General features: G+C 46.1%; 17 protein-coding genes. 7 read left to right on the top strand and 10 right to left on the bottom strand.

From position 1 onward, the window contains the following. Positions 1–121: 121 nt before the first annotated feature. Together GC130_RS27450 and GC130_RS27445 are read right to left on the bottom strand one after the other, a co-directional pair. Positions 122–1165 (bottom strand): FecR family protein, encoded by a 1044-nt coding sequence (locus tag GC130_RS27450; RefSeq protein ID WP_193218040.1) that lies wholly within the window; start codon positions 1163–1165, stop codon positions 122–124. Between the two features lie 174 nt (positions 1166–1339). Beyond that, complete coding sequence (locus tag GC130_RS27445; protein WP_152001569.1) at positions 1340–1924, bottom strand: RNA polymerase sigma factor; 585 nt, start codon at positions 1922–1924, stop codon at positions 1340–1342. 344 nt (positions 1925–2268) lie between these two features. Here GC130_RS27445 and GC130_RS27440 point away from each other — a divergent pair, with 344 nt between their 5' ends. Further along, positions 2269–4536, top strand: coding sequence for a molybdopterin cofactor-binding domain-containing protein (locus tag GC130_RS27440; RefSeq protein ID WP_152001568.1), 2268 nt, complete (start codon positions 2269–2271; stop codon positions 4534–4536). 3 nt (positions 4537–4539) lie between these two features. Here GC130_RS27440 and GC130_RS27435 read toward each other — a convergent pair whose 3' ends face one another. The 4 genes from GC130_RS27435 to mazG form a co-directional block, all read right to left on the bottom strand. Beyond that, positions 4540–4935, bottom strand: coding sequence for a glyoxalase/bleomycin resistance/extradiol dioxygenase family protein (locus tag GC130_RS27435; RefSeq protein WP_152001567.1), 396 nt, complete (start codon positions 4933–4935; stop codon positions 4540–4542). 78 nt (positions 4936–5013) lie between these two features. Beyond that, positions 5014–5781 (bottom strand): helix-turn-helix transcriptional regulator, encoded by a 768-nt coding sequence (locus GC130_RS27430; RefSeq protein ID WP_152001566.1) that lies wholly within the window; start codon positions 5779–5781, stop codon positions 5014–5016. A gap of 9 nt (positions 5782–5790) precedes the next feature. Next, positions 5791–6204, bottom strand: a complete 414-nt coding sequence (locus tag GC130_RS27425; RefSeq protein WP_152001565.1) for a DUF1761 domain-containing protein — start codon at positions 6202–6204, stop codon at positions 5791–5793. A gap of 52 nt (positions 6205–6256) precedes the next feature. Continuing rightward, complete coding sequence (gene mazG / locus GC130_RS27420; RefSeq protein WP_152001564.1) at positions 6257–7069, bottom strand: nucleoside triphosphate pyrophosphohydrolase; 813 nt, start codon at positions 7067–7069, stop codon at positions 6257–6259. A 99-nt stretch (positions 7070–7168) separates the two neighbouring features. Here mazG and GC130_RS29035 point away from each other — a divergent pair, with 99 nt between their 5' ends. The 3 genes from GC130_RS29035 to GC130_RS27405 all read left to right on the top strand — a co-directional run bounded on the left by GC130_RS29035 (position 7169) and on the right by GC130_RS27405 (position 10070). Continuing rightward, positions 7169–7411, top strand: a complete 243-nt coding sequence (locus GC130_RS29035; protein ID WP_152001563.1) for a hypothetical protein — start codon at positions 7169–7171, stop codon at positions 7409–7411. A 120-nt stretch (positions 7412–7531) separates the two neighbouring features. Next, on the top strand, positions 7532–8923 hold the full coding sequence (gene glmM, locus GC130_RS27410) for a phosphoglucosamine mutase (protein WP_152001562.1): 1392 nt from the start codon (positions 7532–7534) through the stop codon (positions 8921–8923). Between the two features lie 4 nt (positions 8924–8927). Then, entirely contained in the window at positions 8928–10070 is a 1143-nt protein-coding gene (locus tag GC130_RS27405) for a cysteine desulfurase family protein (protein WP_152001561.1), read from the top strand. Here the strand turns inward: GC130_RS27405 and hemH are convergent. Beyond that, positions 10060–11103, bottom strand: coding sequence for a ferrochelatase (gene hemH / locus GC130_RS27400; RefSeq protein ID WP_152001560.1), 1044 nt, complete (start codon positions 11101–11103; stop codon positions 10060–10062). The two genes, GC130_RS27405 and hemH, sit on opposite strands and share 11 nt — an antisense overlap. Positions 11104–11185: 82 nt before the next feature. Between hemH and GC130_RS27395 the strand changes: the two genes are divergently transcribed. Continuing rightward, positions 11186–11956 carry a hypothetical protein gene (locus tag GC130_RS27395; protein ID WP_152001559.1) on the top strand — a complete coding sequence of 257 codons (771 nt, stop codon included), beginning with the start codon at positions 11186–11188 and terminating at the stop codon, positions 11954–11956. A gap of 7 nt (positions 11957–11963) precedes the next feature. On the opposite strand, the gene GC130_RS27390 is transcribed toward GC130_RS27395, so the two are convergent. Further along, positions 11964–12527: a YqaA family protein gene (locus GC130_RS27390; RefSeq protein ID WP_152001558.1), complete on the bottom strand. Its 564-nt coding sequence runs from the start codon at positions 12525–12527 to the stop codon at positions 11964–11966. Positions 12528–12737: 210 nt separating this feature from the next. Here GC130_RS27390 and GC130_RS27385 point away from each other — a divergent pair, with 210 nt between their 5' ends. Both GC130_RS27385 and GC130_RS27380 read left to right on the top strand, forming a co-directional pair. Then, on the top strand, positions 12738–13946 hold the full coding sequence (locus GC130_RS27385) for a hybrid sensor histidine kinase/response regulator (RefSeq protein ID WP_152001557.1): 1209 nt from the start codon (positions 12738–12740) through the stop codon (positions 13944–13946). Then, positions 13939–17061: an ATP-binding protein gene (locus tag GC130_RS27380; RefSeq protein ID WP_152001556.1), complete on the top strand. Its 3123-nt coding sequence runs from the start codon at positions 13939–13941 to the stop codon at positions 17059–17061. The genes GC130_RS27385 and GC130_RS27380 overlap by 8 nt, the downstream gene beginning before the upstream one ends. Here GC130_RS27380 and GC130_RS27375 read toward each other — a convergent pair. Then, entirely contained in the window at positions 17045–17824 is a 780-nt protein-coding gene (locus GC130_RS27375; protein WP_152001555.1) for an alpha/beta fold hydrolase, read from the bottom strand. The two genes, GC130_RS27380 and GC130_RS27375, sit on opposite strands and share 17 nt — an antisense overlap. Next, complete coding sequence (locus GC130_RS27370) at positions 17824–18297, bottom strand: hypothetical protein (RefSeq protein WP_152001554.1); 474 nt, start codon at positions 18295–18297, stop codon at positions 17824–17826. The genes GC130_RS27375 and GC130_RS27370 overlap by 1 nt, the downstream gene beginning before the upstream one ends. Positions 18298–18377: the final 80 nt, after the last annotated feature.

Here is an 18377-nt window from a genome sequence, read left to right as displayed (position 1 = left end):
TGCACTTTTTTTAGCCCTTTTATTTACCTCACGGATCCTCAAAAAGGGGCTGGCTCCAAAGGTACTCGTGGTACCAGAGGTCATTTTCTATGTAGATTTCTGTTTCATATAATTTATCTTTTTAGTTAATAATTGGTTTCTGGCAGCCTTGTCCGTTTAGCAGGATTTTAGTGCCCATCACTTCGTACTCAACACCAACCGACTTCCCAATCACAGATAATAAATCGTAAAGAGACATGTCGGACAGGTCTCCTGTGAAAGTACAGTTGCTGATTGATGCATTTTCCATCACAAACTCTATCGAGTAATTCTCCTCAAGTTTGGAGGCGATCTCGCTCAGGGTATTGTCTTCAAATACCAATAACTTGTTTTCTCTTGTTGGCACTTTTACCGGCCTGGGTTGTTCAACCAGTGAGGTAACCAGATGAGTTTCTTTGACAAAGAAGGTCGCCTTTTGGTTTCTGGTGAGGATAACACCTTTCTTGACCTTCTTCTGGTCGGCCTCATCGGTTTCGTCTTCTTCCGACTCGTAAACCGACACTCTTCCCGACACCACATTTACTTCGATTGTAGAAGCATTTTCAGGTGCCACCATGCTGAAACTTGTGCCCAGCACCCTGGTAACGATATTGCCGCTGTATACAAAAAACGGTCGGTCAGGGTTTCTGATCACATCAAAAAAAGCCTCGCCTACAAGGTTTACCTCCCTCTTCTTTCCCGAAAATTGCCTGGCGTAGCTGATCTTGCTTTCTCCTTTTAGTATCACCTGGGTGCCATCTGGAAGCCAAATCTCCCTGGTACCTTTCGAGTTATTCTCAACTACAACCTCATCGGAAAGCGCCGGCGTGGTGACGGCAATAGTTTCAGGTTCGCCCTGAGACAGCTGCTGGTATGCCACGAAAGAAGCGATCATCAACAGAAGTGAAGCAGCCACTCTGAAAATCAACTGCCGACCCCGAACGGCAGGCTCGTTCCCTCCCTGTTCCCGGGCCTCCAGAATTCTCGCAAGCATTCTGTCCTTTATTTCAATTTTTTCAGATTCGCTCAAATCAATGTCGTTATTGCTTATATCTTCAAACCATCTTTCTACTTCAAGCTTTTCAAACTCAGAGCTACTGTTTTTCAAATAGCGTTTTAGCAGTTGTTCAAGTTCTTTTTGTTTCATTTTCATGGCGCACGCCCGGCATCAAAAAGGATATACTAATTGTTTAAATATTGTCCACGCCTACCAACTAGACGGGCAACTCGCTGTTTTTCCTAAAAGGAAGGTGAAAATAAATCAGATTTATTGTGTTCGCTGGATGGAGTCGCAATAATGGGTTAAGTTCTGTGGAAAAACCTAGCCCAGAAAAATAAGCAGGAGACTAAAAATAATGCTCTTCAAATAGAGTCGCATGACCTTCAGAGATTTTGTCAGGTGGTACTGAACCGCCTTTTCCGAAATTTTCAGCTTTTGTGCAATTTCTTCCACTGGTGAATGATCAAGCCGATTCATTCTAAAAATACTCCTTGACTTTTCAGGCAGCTGAGTAAGTCCCTCTTCTATCAGCTTCGAAAGATCACTTACTGCCATCATGCGGTCTGTATTATTCTCGCCGGCAGGAGGCGAAACTTTAAGGTAGTCGAGGTATTTATTTCTTACTACCTGGCTGTGTATGTAGTCGATCACACTGTTTCTGATGGAAGAATGCAAATACGCTTCGATCTGCTTTATATGCAGCAAATCTCTTTTGTCCCAAAGCTTAAGAAATAGGTTTTGAACAAGGTCTTCAGACACCTCCTTGTTTCGGGTGCTTTTGTAGGCTATCAAAAAAATCCTATTCCAAAACCGTTCGTATATGACGATGAATGCGTCTTTTTCTCCCCTCTGGAAAGCTTCCAGGAGTTCGTTGTCATTGGCGTAGCTGGACGAAAGCACTTTCATTTTCAAGTAGGTAGAACTCTGCAATGTTAGTAAAACTCGATATAAATCCAAGTTTAGACAGTCGGAGACTAGATTAAATATAACAAATATGGCGGTGAAATGTAAGCGCTATGGTGCATAAATATTTAGAGTGGGGTGGTGAAAATTGAGGAAACTAAATCTCCCTTCGTCATTTAAAAAGTTCTATTAGATTTCCTTTTTTTAATGCTCCTGTGTCAGGCACATTTAGAAGCGTGCCATCGCTTGGACTAAATCGGCGAAAAGGGAGTCCCTGGAAATATCCGCAACCCCGTCAACTTTTCAGCATATTTTAATTAGCTTTATTATTCCACAAAACTTTGTTTATGAAGCCTCTGCACAATCCCCCGGAACCATCCATTCTCAAAAAAGTTGATCGCCGCTCTTTTCTGAAAATTAGCGGCCTCAGCGCCACAGGCATTATCATCGGCATGCAGATAGGGTGCTCTCCTTCAAAAAAGAAAGATAGCGGCATTCCTTTCTCCCCCAATGTTTACCTGACGGTGAACAGCGACGGCACGGTGACCATAGTGGCCCACAGGTCGGAGATGGGAACCGGTATTCGTACGGGATTGCCGCTCATTGTGGCCGACGAACTGGAAGCCGACTGGAGCAAAGTGAAGGTGGTGCAGGCCATAGGAGACGAAGCCCGGTACGGAAATCAAAATACAGATGGGTCGTTTTCGGTGCGCATGTTTTTTGAGCCTATGCGAAAAGCAGGTGCCACAGCCCGAATGATGCTGGAGCAAGCTGCGGCCAACGAGTGGGGTGTTCCCGTTGGCGAGTGCAAAGCAAAAAATAGCGAAGTGGCACATGAGGGCAGTGGCAAAAAGCTAGGCTTTGGCGAGTTAACTGAAGCGGCGTCAAAACTGGAAATGCCAGCCGAAGACAAAATCACCCTAAAGAAAAAGTCAGAGTGGAAATTCATTGGCAAGTCCACACCCATCGTTGACATTGAAGACATTATTAGTGGCAAGGGCGGGTTTGGCCTGGATAAAAAGGTGGCTGGCATGAAATACGCCACGGTGCTCCGTTGCCCTGTGGCGGGAGGAAAGGTAAAAACCTTCAATGCAGACAAAGCCATGCAGGTAGCTGGCGTGCAAAAGGTATTTGAAATGCCTTTCACAGCTTTCCCGGGTGGAATAAACGCTCCTTTAGGTGGCTTGCTCGTGGTGGCGGACAACACCTGGGCGGCCATCAAAGGGCGAGATGCGCTGGAAGTAGAATGGGACTTTGGCCCCAATGCCAAATACAGTACAGCAGATTATTTTGAAGACATGCTTGGCAAAGTGAAAAACAAAGGCCAGGTGCATAGAGAGGAAGGGTCGGTAGAAACATCCTTTAAAAATGCTGCGAAAACCATTGACTCCACATACCTGATACCCCATCTTTCTCATGCACCCATGGAGCCGCCATGTGCCGTAGCTCATTTTAAAGATGGAAAGTGCGAAGTGTGGGCTCCCACCCAAAACCCCCAGGGGGCCAACGATGCCCTGGCTGAGGCGTTGAAAATAGACAAAGCCAATGTCACAGTGAATGTCACATTGCTTGGAGGTGGCTTCGGGCGGAAATCAAAGCCTGACTTTATCGTGGAAGCCGCACTGGCCTCCCAAATGAGTGGCTTTCCCGTCAAAATCATTTGGACAAGAGAAGATGATATTCAGCACGACTTCTTCCACGCCTGTAGTGTGCAGCGGATCAAGGTGGCGCTGGACAACAACAAAAAGGTGACGGGCTGGGAGCATCACAGTGTTTTCCCACCCATCGGTGGTACTTTCTCACCGGATGCAACGGGCCCAAGTTTTGATGAGCTCCAGCTGGGCATGGTCGACATGCCTTTTGATATCCCCAACATCTCCTGTCAGTCGCACGAGGCAAAGGCCATGACCCGTATTGGCTGGCTACGATCGGTAAGCAACATCCAGCATGCTTTTGCCATTGGCAGCATGGTGGATGAAATTGCTGTGGCCAGACAAATGGATCCGGTGGAAAATCTGCTCGATTTGATCGGGTCGGACAGGGAAATCCCCTTTGACAAGCTGATGGAAGGCTTTGGCAACTATGGCGAGCCTGTTGAGAAGTTTCCGATGAAAACAGCACGCCTCAAAAATGTGGTTAAGCTCGCTGCCGAAAAGTCGGGGTGGGGCAAAGAACTGCCTAAAGGGCACGGCATGGGCATTTGTGCACATCGCAGCTTCCTTACCTATGTGGCCTGCGTGGTGCATGTGGCGGTTGACGATGCCGGCAAGCTCACCATTCCGGAAGTTCACTTCGCTGTTGACTGTGGCATTGTTGTGAACCAAAACTCTGTCAAAAACCAGTTTGAAGGAGGTGGAACATTTGCCTCCAGCCTTGCCCTGAAAGGGGGTATTGCTTTCAAAGATGGGCAAACGGTCGCTAAAAACTTCGACCAATTTGAAGTGGCCCGCATGCAGGACACCGCCAAAGAGATCTTTGTTCATCTGGTAGAAAGTGACGAAAAGCCAACAGGTGTTGGAGAACCACCGGTGCCTCCTTTTGCGCCTGCTCTGGCCAACGCAGTTTTTGCGGCTACGGGAAAGAGAAGCAAAGAACTGCCCATCAAGATGAGCTAGCAGTTACTTGATGTCGCTTGCAAACACCAACAGGTATCCGTTGAGATCACGGATGCCAAACTCTCTTTTGCCATAGAAGGTGTTTTTTAGTGGCATAAAGACCTCCACTTTTGCCTTCACCTGTTGATACAGCGCAGCGGCATCGTCCACCTCGATGAATAACGAGAGACTGCCGCCGGTTTTTTCAGTATTGAAGCCTGGAAGATCTTCGCCAATACTTGCGGCGGTCTGAAACATGAGCTGCACCGCTCCATGCATCACCATTCCCCATTGAAGACCACCGCTCGGGGCAGGCACGCTCGGCCCTTCGGTAAAGCCAAAAATTGTCGAATAGTAGGCCATGGACTCCTCCACACTTGCAACCATCATGTTTGGTGAAAGCTGTTGAAATTTTTGCATCTTCTAATGGTTTGTTTGTTGCCACAAGTTAGGGCTAGCCAGCTCATCAGCTTTTGTAAAAACCCGACAGTTGATGAATTAATGCATAAGGCTGGATGGCAAAAAGTGTCCAAATTCCCGGAAATCTTTGGCAAGGTGAGCATGATCGTAGTAGCCCATATCCCAGGCAAATTCCATCAACGACCCATCGAAGCCTGAAAGTTTCCCGGAGGCCTTTCTGAAGCGAACAATGCGCTGGTAAATTTTTGGAGACACGCCTATCCTCTCCCGTGATCTTCTTTCCAGCGTTCTCTCGCTCAGGTTATTTGCCCTGCAAAATCCTTGGATCGAACCTGAGGGGCTGCTGAAGAACTGATCCGCCATGTCCCACCCGGGCTCATTTCCCAACCTCGCAAGCAAACGAAGTTCAATTATTTTGATCCTTTCTGAAACCGACAAAAATGCCAACTGCTCTGTCAGGTTATGTAAATCACCCTCATCCAGTTCCTTGAGTGAGGCAGTCCTGTTGCTAAATTCCGCCAGGGGACGCCTCAGAAATCTCCACGCTCCCTGGTTTTTAAACCTCACACCTAATAAATCTGTTGGGCCACCTGCTTTTGTAAAAATAGGTGCGGTTTGGATGCCGACATAAAAGGACTGAAACTGGTTACAGGAAATTTTGCCATGCTCCTCGTAGAGAAGTGGGGCAGAGAAGTTGAAAATAATGTCGGAACAGGCGTCGGGAAACACGGGCCTGAAGCTATTGAGCTGCGTGGCACTTTTGACACACCAATAGCACTCTACAAACTGTTGCAGCCTGAGGTCTGGAGGAAATTCTGTATAGGGCATATCAGGCTGCAACAACATTGCTGAAAGCTAGTTTTCGTACTTTCTCCAGCCGCCCAGAATAGTGCCAGCTAGCGTCCAAACCACAAGATCCGCTCCCCCGTCGACCCAGGCTAAGCCGTAAGGTCTCATCGAAAAGAAATTTACTGTCATGTGCATTAGCAGCGAAAAGGAAACAGCCATGATAAAGGCAGTTTTAGCGCCATCTGCTGCCGACCCGACATTCATTCTTTTGAAAAGCCATGCCAACACATAGGCAAAAACGATGGCTGTAATCACACTCGAAATATAGGGCGTGGAACCACCCGACATCACATCTGCTTCGGTAAGATTATTAAGCCGCATCCAGGTTTCTGCAAACATCCCATACCACAGGGCAGGGATAACCTGACCAAGCACAACAATGACCAAAATGGCCCAATGATTGATTTTAAGCGTTTTCATAGTAAGTAGGTTAGAGTGATAAGCTATATCAAATTAACCATTTTTACCCTAATCACAATTTCTTCGCCCGGTTCCAGTATTCGTCCATTTCAGCCAGCGTCATTTCCCCAAGGCTCTTGCCGTCCTTGGCCGACTCTCGCTCGAGGTACTGAAATCGCTTAATGAACTTCTTATTGGTTCGCTCCAAAGCCTCCTCAGGATCAATATCTATAAACCTTGCATAGTTGACGAGCGAAAAAAGCAAATCGCCAAATTCACCTTGTGCCTTCTCTTTATCAATTTCCTTTTCCCCGCTCACATTGAATTCTTCCTTGAATTCCTGCATCTCTTCTTCTACCTTCTCCCACACCTGCTGCTTCTTTTCCCAGTCAAAACCAACCCCTCTGGCTTTGTCCTGGATCCTGATCGCTTTTACCAGCGCAGGCAATGTTTTGGGCACACCGCCCAATACAGACTTGTTGCCCTTTTCCTTTAGCTTGATCTTCTCCCAGTTTTGCTTGACCACGTCCTCGTTCTCAGCCACCACGTCGCCATAAATATGCGGATGCCGGTTGATCAGCTTTTCACATAAAGAGTTGATGACATCGGCCACATCAAAGCTGCCAGTTTCAGAGCCGATTCTTGAATAAAAAACCAGGTGAAGCATCAAATCACCCACCTCTTTTTTGATCTCATCCTTATCTCCCTCCAGAATGGCATCCGACAGTTCATATGTTTCCTCTATCGTCAGGTGGCGGAGTGTTTCAAAGGTCTGTTTTTTATCCCAGGGGCAGTTTTCACGAAGCTCGTCCATAATGGTGAGCAAGCGGTCAAAGGCTTTCAGTTTTTCCTCTCTCCGTAAATCCGGGGCTGGTATTTTTTCCATCAAATGAATTTTCCTTTGTGGCGACTTGTTGAACAAACAGGCGGCTGATTAGGTATTGTAAAACCGCTCTTTTTTCTTTGCATAAAGATATAGAATGCCATGGTAACAGTTTTATTAGGAATTGGATTTATAGCACTGTTCTTCATTTTGATGTCGGTACGGCTGATATTTTTAAAAAATGGAGAGTTCAAGGGCACATGTGCTTCACAGAGCCCGTTCCTAAATAAGGAAGGTGTAACATGTGGCTATTGCGGCAAGAATCTACAACCTGGAGATGCTTGCGCTGACCCGGCAGGAGGCAATCCAGATTCCGAAGTCAATAAAGTTTTGTCGAAATTTTAAGGCGTTAAATCGATTAACGACAACATCTACCCTATAAAAAGGCACTATCTTTGAATTCTACCATTTTATCACGGTATTTTTTCAGTAAATTTGCGCCCGCAAGTAACTAAACCTGGAAAAGTGACTTTAATTAAATCAATATCTGGCATCAGAGGAACAATAGGTGGAAAAGTTGGTGACGGCTTGACTCCTCTGGATACTGTTAAGTTTGCAGCAGCCTATGGCCAGTGGCTATTGACACAAAAGGCTCATCCAATGGTGGTGATCGGACGAGATGCACGGATTTCCGGCGAAATCGTCTCCAGCCTCGTTGCGTCTACACTACAGTCGCTTGGCATCGATGTAATTGACCTCGGTCTTTCAACTACTCCCACTGTAGAAATGATGGTAGTGGAAGAAGGAGCCGGTGGGGGAATTATTATCACTGCCAGCCACAATCCGATACAATGGAATGCGCTTAAGCTGCTTAACAGTAAGGGAGAGTTTCTTTCTGGAAGTGACGGCGAAAACATCTTATCTATAGCGGATGAAGAGGCTTTCGACTTCGTTGACGTTAAAAAACTCGGCAGCTACACCTTCAGAGAAGGTACCATAGAAAAACACATCGAAAAAATTCTTGCGCTTCCTATGGTGGACGTGGAAGCTATCCGGCTCCGCAACTTCTCCGTTGCTGTGGATGCTGTGAATTCCACCGGTGGCATAGCCGTACCCATGCTGCTGAAGAAATTGGGAGTAGACCGTGTCGAAGTTTTCTACGGCGAACCCAATGGCCATTTCCCTCACAACCCTGAACCATTGCCTGAGAACCTTACCCACATTTGCGGTGAAATAGAAAATGGGCAGTTTGATCTGGGTATTGTGGTCGATCCTGACGTGGATCGTCTGGCACTGATTTGCGAGGACGGCAATACTTTTGGCGAAGAATATACATTGGTGGCTATTGCCGACTACGTGCTGTCGCAAAAGCCTGGGGCAACGGTTTCAAACCTCTCCTCCACCAGAGCGCTAAGAGATGTGACCGAAAAATACGGACAGAAATATGAGGCGGCTGCAGTCGGCGAAGTGAATGTGGTCGAAAAAATGAAAGCAATCGGCGCTGTGATCGGTGGCGAAGGCAATGGCGGAGTGATCCTTCCTGAGCTTCACTATGGTCGGGATGCGCTCGTAGGCATCGCCCTTTTTCTTACCCACCTGGCCAAGTTCGGGAAAAGCGTGTCGATGCTTCGGTCAAAATATCCAAACTACCATATCTCAAAAAACAAGATTGAGCTTTCGCCGGAAATGGATGTTGATCTCGTATTGCACGAAATAAAAGACAAATACCAGCGGCAGCCAATCAATACTGTGGATGGTGTCAAAATTGAATTTGACAAAGAATGGGTGCATCTTCGTAAATCAAACACCGAGCCCATCATCCGGATTTATTCTGAGTCAGAAAGTCAGGCTACAGCCGAGCACCTGGCCCACAAAATCATGATGGACATCAAAGAGATTATTTCAGAAAAAATCTGAAGCCATGCGAGTATACCTTGACAATGCTGCCACCACACCACTCGACAAAGAAGTGCTGGAGGCCATGCTACCCTACCTGACCGAGCACTTCGGCAACCCCAGCTCTATACATGGGCACGGTAGGCTGGTGAGGTCGGCGATAGAAAGGTCAAGGAAAAAAGTAGCTGAGTTACTGAATACCTCGCCCTCAGAAATCTTTTTTACATCCGGTGGTACTGAGGCGGATAATACTGCCCTGGTGAAATCGATAGAAGCGTACGGGCTTACTCATGTCATCACATCAAAAATTGAGCATCACGCTGTGCTTCACACACTTGAGTACCTGCACGAGCAGGGCAAAATTGCCCTGACCTATGTGGAGCTTGACGAAAAAGGCCATGTGAACCTTGATCACCTGGAGGCATTTCTGAAAGACCATCCCGGCAAGGCATTGGTCAGCCTGATGCATGCCAACAATGAAATTGGTAACCTGAATGATATTGAGAAAATAGGTCAGCTAGCTAAGGAGTACAAGGCTGTTTTTCACACCGACACTGTGCAGGCTGTTGGGCACTACAGGCACGACCTGCAGGTGCTCAATCTGAACATGATGGTAGGGGCTGCCCACAAATTTCATGGGCCAAAAGGCGTTGGCTTCCTGCACATCAACCATAACTGCAAGATTCATCCTTTCATTCATGGTGGTGCTCAGGAGAGAAATATGCGGGGGGGCACTGAAAACGTTCCGGGCATCATTGGCCTGGCCAAAGCGTTGGAGCTTGCCTACGAGCACATGGATGAGCACCGGAAGCACATGGAAAGCCTGAAAGAGAGCATGATCCGCCAGCTATCCGCCAGCGTTGAGGGCATCACCTTTAACGGCGACTCCGCCAATTTGGCTAATAGCCTTTATACCGTGCTCAGCATCAGTCTTCCTCCCAACGAAGACAACGACATGCTCTTATTCAGCCTGGACATCGAGGGCGTTTCTGCCTCTGGTGGCAGCGCTTGCTCCAGCGGTTCTCACGTTGGCTCGCATGTGCTGGGTGCCTTGGGAGTAGATCCCATGAGGGGAAATATCCGGTTTTCTTTCTCTCGCTTCACCACCCAGCAGGATATCGACTTCACCGTTCAAAAACTGACTGAGCTTGTGGCCGTCAGGGCCTGACCTCGGAAGCTTTCTCTAACACCAGGTTTTTCAGGCATTGTATCCAAAGCGGATGATCGTTGAGGCTTTCTACCAAGTCCCAACGTTCCCCGCCGGCCTCCAGAAATTGCTCATGGTAGGTCTCGCCGACTTCAACAGTTGTTTCGAGGCAATCCGATACAAAAGCCGGAGAAAAGGCGAGCACTTTTTTGTAGCCTTTTTCAGCAAACTCTACCAGCTTCTCGTCAGTGTATGGTTGTATCCAGGGGGTTTTGCCCAGCCTGCTTTGAAAAGCAACTGTGTATTTGTCTTCAGGAATACCCAAGCTTTCAGCAATCAACCGTGAGGTAAGAAAACACTGGGCCCGGTAGCAATACCGGTTCTTGTCGTGGAAGCTATTGCAACACTTGCCCAGCTGGCACTGGGAACCAACCGATCCTTTGAGAATCTGTCTCTCGGGCAATCCATGATAGCTGAATAAGTAGTGATCGTAGTCATGCTGCTCCATCCATTTTTTTGCCCGCTGAGCAATCACTTCTATGAACAGTGGGTCGTCGGCAAACTGATTGATGAAACGAATATTTGGTATGATCTGCCATTTCCGAACAAGCTCCATTACTTTGTCAGCAACCGAGCCTGTGCTGGCAGAGGCATATTGTGGAAAAAGTGGCACCACAATTATTTCGCTCACGTGAGCTTTCTTTAACTCTTCCAGCCCTGATGCTATGCTAGGGTTTTGATACCGCATGGCCAGTGCAACCACGTAATCATTGGTCAATTCTTTCTGAAGTAAGTCCCTGACGTCTTCCCCATAATATTTAAGCGGCGAACCACGCTCATCCCACAGCTTTTGATACTCTGCCGCTGACTTAGGCGCACGAAAGGGAGCAATGATAAAGTTAATAAGCATCCACCTTTGTACAAAAGGAATATCAATTACCCGGCCGTCCATTAAAAATTCTCTCAGGTATTTCCTTACATTAGGGGTATCTGGCTGATCTGGTGTTCCTAAATTGACCAGCAACACTCCCTTTTTCCCTTTCTTGTTATTCATATTTCAAATTTATAGACTAACAGGATTTTTTAAGGATGGTTGTCGAATTCTTTTAATTAATTTAGTTAAACAAAATGCAATCATGAGAAAACACGTAGCTCAAATAACGCTATCACTTTTATTTTCTACAGCAATTTCTTCATCCTTCGCCCAGGGCTCAAATGTTGGAAGTACAGCCTCCACATCAGGCAACGAATACCTGCAAAAGCAAAATGCTGTTGACCGCCTTGCCGTTGTTAACCCCAACACGGCAACTTTCGGAATACCCCTGCCGCCGGCATCGCTCGAAGGAGACTTCTATCTGGATTCCGAATTCAGGGAAGGCAAATTTGAGTTGACTATGGCTCCAAAAGTTTATGAGGGTTTGGTTATAAGGTATGACTTGAGAAGCAACCTTATTGAGATCAACTATGATGATGGTGTGAGAGGATTGGACGGAAATAAAGTAAAATATTTTGACCTGAAGAGTTCCACCAATAAGTACCAAAGGTATGTCAACGTGAATCAGCTAAAGGGCAGCGGCGACGATATGCCTGCCAATATTTTTCTGGAGGTAATCGTTGACGGAGCTGTGCCGCTTTATTCTTACGAAAAGATCACAATCAAGAAGGCGGACTACAACATAGCCCTGAATGTCGGCAACAAGAATGATCAAATTCTGAAGAAACCGGTTTATCTCTCCATCGTAAACGGCAAAGCTATTGAGCTAAGCAAAGGCAAGAACTCCAATGTGTTCTCACTTTTGCCTGGAAAAGAAAATGAATTAAAAGCGTATGCCAAGGCCAATAAGATCAAGCCCAAGGATGTTGAAGACTATGTGGCGATAATCAATAAAATTAACTCGATGAAGTAGAAGTTAATTAAAAATAGTGGGCGGCCCAGATAATATAAGCATACGCACTAAAGCGTATGAACCGGGTAAGGGAGAATAGCAACATCTTTTTGAACGAATATTTCAAGGCGCCCACTAGCATGCAAATGCCTGAAAAAGGTAGTGGTGTGAGCGCAGCGACAATGATCAAAAAGCCGCCATATTCGTCCAGGTAGGTGGTGTACTTACCAAAAAAGTTTTTCTCGAGGGTTTTGTAGAACTGGGTCTGATTGAGGTAGGAGCCAATAAAGTACCCGATCACTCCTGCAGCATAGGAAAGCGTGGCCAAAATCAAAACGTTAGAGATATAAATGGCTGCCACTCCTTCTCTGAGCGACCAGATCATAAATACCTCGGGTGGAATGATGCCCACCACAACCTCGGAGACTGTGAATATTGAAAATACGTACAGCGGCTTTTCGTATATGGGAGACAGCCAATCCAGGTAGTCAACATCCACATAACGTTTCACCACAAGGTAAGCTATCACCAAAAGAGCAAACCAGGCCAGGCCCTTTAAAAGATTCTGTAGCAGAAAACTTTGTCTGTTCATACTTGGTCAATTCTTCCCGGGCAAACATAAAAGTTAGTTTGTCCATTATTATCAACATTGCCAAAAAAAAGTATCTGCATCCTGAAAAATATGAGTGCACAGGGTAACTAATTGCTAAAAAGAAGGTAGTGAAGCTAAAGTTTTGTAACAATATGGGGGTTCTTTTCCGTCTGAATGTTTAAGACTTAGCAACTACCTAACCAAACCACCTTGCAAGAAAAAAAGTATTCTATTTTATATGTAGACGATGAGTCGAACAACCTCATCGTATTTCGCAATGCCTTTTTCAGGAATTTTAAGGTAATCACGTCCAATTCAGCTGAGGAGGCCCTGGATATTTTGAAGACTGAGGTGGTTCAGGTGATTATTTCCGACCAAAGAATGCCTGGCATGAGTGGCATCGATTTCCTATCGAAAGCTAACCAGATATCGCCCGATTCCATCAAGATGATTCTCACTGCCTACAGCGATATTGATGTGATACTCAAAGCGGTCAATGAGGTAGGTATTTACCAGTTCATACTCAAGCCGTGGGATTCCAACCACTTGCTGCTTACCCTCAACAACGCCATACAGAAATACGAACTCAGCACTCAAAACAAAGCCCTGATCGACGACCTGGGCAAGGCTAAGGCTAACCTGGAGCAAAAGGTGATTGAACGCACCCAGGAGCTGGCCACAAAAAACAAAGAGCTCTCCACCCTCAATGAAGTCAAGGACAAATTTTTTTCGATCATCTCTCATGATCTGAAACTGCCTATCGCTTCACTAAACATCCTGCTCGAAATTATGCTCAGCTTTAAGCATCAGCTTGATGAGCAAAAAGTGCATGACCTGGGCGAAAAAGCAAAGGAGTACCTCCAACACGTTACCCAACTGCTCGACAACCTACTTCACTGGTCATTGTCGCAAACAGGTGATATTAAAATCAGCAACAAAAAAACTGACCTGGTGAAGGTAGCCAAAGGCCAGGTGGACTTATTCGATTTTCTGGCCTCACAGAAAGACATACGAATTATCATGGAAACTGATGGACACCCGCTATGGTCAATGGTGGATGAAAACATGGTAAGTCTTGTGCTGAGGAACCTGATCAGCAATGCTATCAAGTACTCTCACGAAAAAGGGGAAATACACCTTTCGTTCAGTAAAGAAAAGGATATAGTCATCATTTCAATTGTCGACGACGGGGTGGGCATTCCACAAGAACTGATCGATAAACTGAAGGGAAATATGTGGAGCGAGCCAAGAAGGGGCACTATGAATGAAAAAGGTGCAGGCCTGGGTCTCAGGCTGGGCAAGGAGTTCATAGAAAAAATGCATGGACAGCTTATTATCGATAGCAGCGTGAATAAGGGAACCAAAGTAAAAGTATACCTTCCTCTGTATGAGGTTGTAACCCAAAAAGAAATTGCTTAAGAAAGCCTACATACTGCTCATTCTTATCTTTCTTGTGTGGGAAACTGCTTTCTCACAGGAAACTCCCTATCCGTATACAGAAGACAGCCTGAAGGCGACTTCCTTCTTGCTAAAAGCAGAAATAGCCCTCTCCGAAAAGAGACTGGACTCAGCAATTTTTTATGGTAACAATGCGCTCGCTATGGCGGAATCGAGGGCCATCCGATGCCTCATAGCCAGAAGCAATATAGTGATCGGCGACAGCTACAAGCAAAAAGAACAATTCGCCTCCTCGCTCAATCATTATCTCGTCGCCCTCAGGGAGTTTGAACTCCTTGGCAAACAAATGGAAGCATCGCAAAGCAACGACCTTATCGGTGAGCTATACGATGAATGGAAAGTGCCCCAAAAAGCCTGGGTGTATTTCATGAAGGCCTATGAGGAGAAAAAAGAGATCAATGACACGCTGGGCATGAAGTATAGCCTGGGAAAGGCTGCCAGGGCCTTTGAACTGGCTGGCAACAACCAGAAAGCGATTGAGAACTACCAACTCATGCTTCACCTGATTAGCAGCGACGACAAGCAAGCTGAGTTGACGCTATTACGCAGGCTTGCCCTTCTGCATATCGACGAAAAGAAGCACACCCTGGCCCTGGCTTACGACCTGCAGGTGTTGTCCATTTACCAGGCTATAAAGGATACGCCCGGCATCATCGCCTCTCTGAACAATATCGGTTACCTCTATCAGTACCTCGATGAAAAAATGCTGGCGCTGGAATACTTCAAAGAGTCGCTCGAACTCGACCTGAAGCATCATAGCAATGATCCATTCTATGTGGGCGACATGGTGCTGCTGGCAAATATCGGGAGCATTTACCATGATATGGGCGACAATTCCAGAGCGCTGAACTACTTCTTCGAAGCCATCAAATCGAATGAAGCAAGAAAGACTCCCTCAAAAACACTTCCGCTATACAACGAGGTAGTTGCCACCTACATGAAAATGGATCAGTGGGAAAAAGCAAGAACATTTGCTGAAACTGCCATTCAAATTGGCGAGAAGCTCCCACAAAAGTCCGAAGACCTTATTGTCACCTATAAACGCCTTTCCGACATTCACGAACATCTTGGCGATTACAAACAGTCTCTGGGATACTTCAAAAAATTTGCCTGGTTGTCCGATTCCATTTCCACTGACCGACAACGACATGCCAAGTCTCAGTTCAATCAGCTACTTACGCTGGACAAAAAAGAGAACGAGATCAGGCTGCTGATGGTAGAAAAGGAAATTAAAGACCTGGCATTGAAAGAGCTTCAGCTCGAATCTCAGGAAAAGCAAAGGGATATTGACTTGCTGCAACGTGACAATGAAATCCAGCGGATCATTCTGGGGAAACAGCTCGCAGAGAAAATCCAGGAAGAGCAAAAGCTTAAACTGGAGCAGGCCAGACTAGAGGCGCAAAACAAAGACAATGACATAGAGTTGTTGCAAAAAAACAAGTTCATTCAAGACCTTGCGCTCAAGAAAAAGGAGCTGGAAGAAAAAGAAAACCAGAAAGAGATCGAAATTCTCCTTCAGGAGCAGGCCATTCAGGATCTAGAGCTGACCAAAATCAAAAGCCTGAGAAATTTCTTCATCGGCGTCACCTCCCTGGTATTGGTCATTTTGTTCCTTATTCTGAGGAGCTACCGCATCAACGCACGGGCTAAGAAACTGCTGCAGGGCCAGAACGAAGAAATCAACTACCAAAAAGAGGAAATTGAAACTCAGAAAGACAAGCTGGAAGAGTCGTACAACGATATTAAGCGCCTCAGTGAGGTGGCCAAAGAGATCAACTCCCACCTTTCGGTAAGTGATATTGTGCAAATTGTGTTCAGGTATATACATGGCCTGATGGACTACTCAATTGTCGGCGTAGGCCTTTTTGAAGAAGACAGCCACAAGCTAAGGTTTCAGGTAATAAGCAAAGGCTCAGCTTCAATAGAAAAAATAAATGTCTCGCATAAAAAGGCCGATCACCCGGCCATTGCTTGTCTTGAAAACTCAAGGGAAGAAATTTTCTTCGATACCACCTTGCAACCCGATTTTGTGGGATTTTCTACCAATCATTCGGTTTACAGGTCGGTGATTTATCTCCCACTTGTGGTGAAAAATAAGCGCATAGGTGTGTTAACGGTTCAGCATCTGGAAGCTGAGCAGTACCAAACCTATCAGGTCAATATCCTGAGAAGCCTGGCGTTGCACGTAGCCATCGCCCTTGAGAATGCCTCTGCTTACCAACAAATTGCTGAAAAGACCCACAACCTTGAAAAAGCGCTGATGGAGTTGAAGGCTGCGCAAGCGAAGCTCATTCAAGCTGAAAAAATGGCATCACTGGGTGAGCTTACTGCTGGCATTGCACATGAGATCAACAACCCCGTCAACTTTGTTTATGCAGGCGTGGACGGGCTCAAGAATTCCCTGCAAGACCTTATTACCGTGCTAAACAAGTACGCTGAGCTGGAAGAATCAGATGAACCAAATATTTCACCTGCCTTTTTGCGGGAAATAACCGCCCTTAAAGAGGAGCTATATTTCAATGAAACCAAAGAGGGCATGTTCCAGGTGGTGGAGGCGATTCGTGAGGGGGCCGTTAGAACGTCGCAAATAGTCCACGGGCTGCGAACCTTTTCCATGAACGATAAAGGCGATAAGCAGCTGACTAACCTTCATATAGGCATCGACAATTCACTAGTGCTACTCTCCCCTAAGATCAAGGAAAAAAGGGTACGGATAAAAAAGGAATATGGAGATTCGATGAAGCCTGTTGAATGCTTTCCCGGCCAAATCAATCAGGTATTTATGAACCTTATTTCAAATGCACTGGATGCGGTGGCCGAAAAAGGTATCGTAATCATCAGAACTGAAGGTTTTGCCGATAAAGTAAAGATCTATGTGGAAGACGACGGCTGCGGCATGTCGGACGACATTCAGAACAAAATATTTGAACCCTTCTTCACCACCAAAGGCTATGGAAAAGGCACCGGGTTGGGTCTGTCTATCACGTTTGGCATTATTGAACGACACGGTGGTAGCATTGAAGTGATGAGCAAACCTGACAACGGCAGCCGGTTCACGATTACATTGCCCGTGTGATCAGGTCTTTTACGAGCTGCCCCGTCTTTTCTGGCTGCTCCATGGGAAACATATGACCAGCATCCACAGCGATGAACTCAGTTTGTTTGAACCTCTTTTTGTGCTCCTCAATGGAAGCTGCAGAACCGATCTCAAAACGATTAGAGTAGAGGTAAAAGCTTGGTACATCAATCTTCCCGCTTCCCAATGAAAATGGTGTGTGCTTAAAAATCCTGTACTCTTCTTTCGTTGAAAAATCTAGTTTCGCCCTGCCCTGCTCCGTCTCTACAAGACCGTGCTCAATGTAGTCTTTAAAAGCCTCGGGGTGAAAATCTTTGAACAGTGGCTTATTTCTGAAGCTTTCGGCTACCACCGCCTTACTGTCCCATTCCCACTTTCTCTTTTTTGCTTTTACAGCTGGCGGCACAAGCTTGCCGGAAATGCCCACAATTCTTGCGCCTAATAACAGGAGGCGCATTTTTTGACCAAAAAATGGCGGATCCATCATGATCAACCCTTGGAACAAATCTGGTCGTTTATAGTAAGCGTTCAGTGTAACCACAGCTCCAAGGGAGTGGCCAAGGCCAATGACTGGCTTCTTTTGCTTTTCTATTGATTCAATGAGCTGATTGGTTAGTGGCGCCCAGGAAAACCTTGGTTCAAACCTCTCGTCGTGCCCGAATTTTTCCAAATATTGCACATCGTGCGGCGCTAGCTGCTCAAGGAAATAGCGGTAAGTAAGCGCTGTAAACCCATTGGAATGAGCAAAATGTATAACGGACATTAATTTTTCCTTTTCTTCGACTTTTCTGAGGGCTCCTGACCCTTTTCCCAATCCTTTTTAAAGTCTTTCAGGGCAGCATCCGCCGCATACTGGAACCCTTGTGCCGGTGAAGAACCCATCGCCTTGCCATCGCTTTGATAAACAGTGTCACTTTTGCAATCTACCAGGTACAACGACGTATGGTATTTTCCACTTATCCGTTCGTGTGTCTCAAGTTTGAATGTCATTACACTACAGGAGTCCTGCCTGATCTCGGCATCCCAATTCTCCCTTGTGTCTCCAATCAGATGAAACTGCTCTATGGTAAGCCATCTTCTGGCGTACAAGCTCACCTGAAACATATCCTTGATGCCCGAATAGTCAATTGTTTCGACACTCACATGCTGGAATGGGGGGATGGGCGGAGTCGTTTGTGCGTTGGTAAAACAGGATAACGCCATTGATAGAACTACAACCAGAATCACTCTCTTCATCTTATTCAACAAGTTTTTCAATGTTTTCCTCACTACAAAAATAGAACTCTATTGCATAAATTTACCGATCAAAAGCGGTA

This window comes from Imperialibacter sp. EC-SDR9, from assembly GCF_902498805.1.
Classification (GTDB): domain Bacteria; phylum Bacteroidota; class Bacteroidia; order Cytophagales; family Cyclobacteriaceae; genus Imperialibacter.
This window is presented reverse-complemented; position numbering and strand designations above follow the sequence as displayed.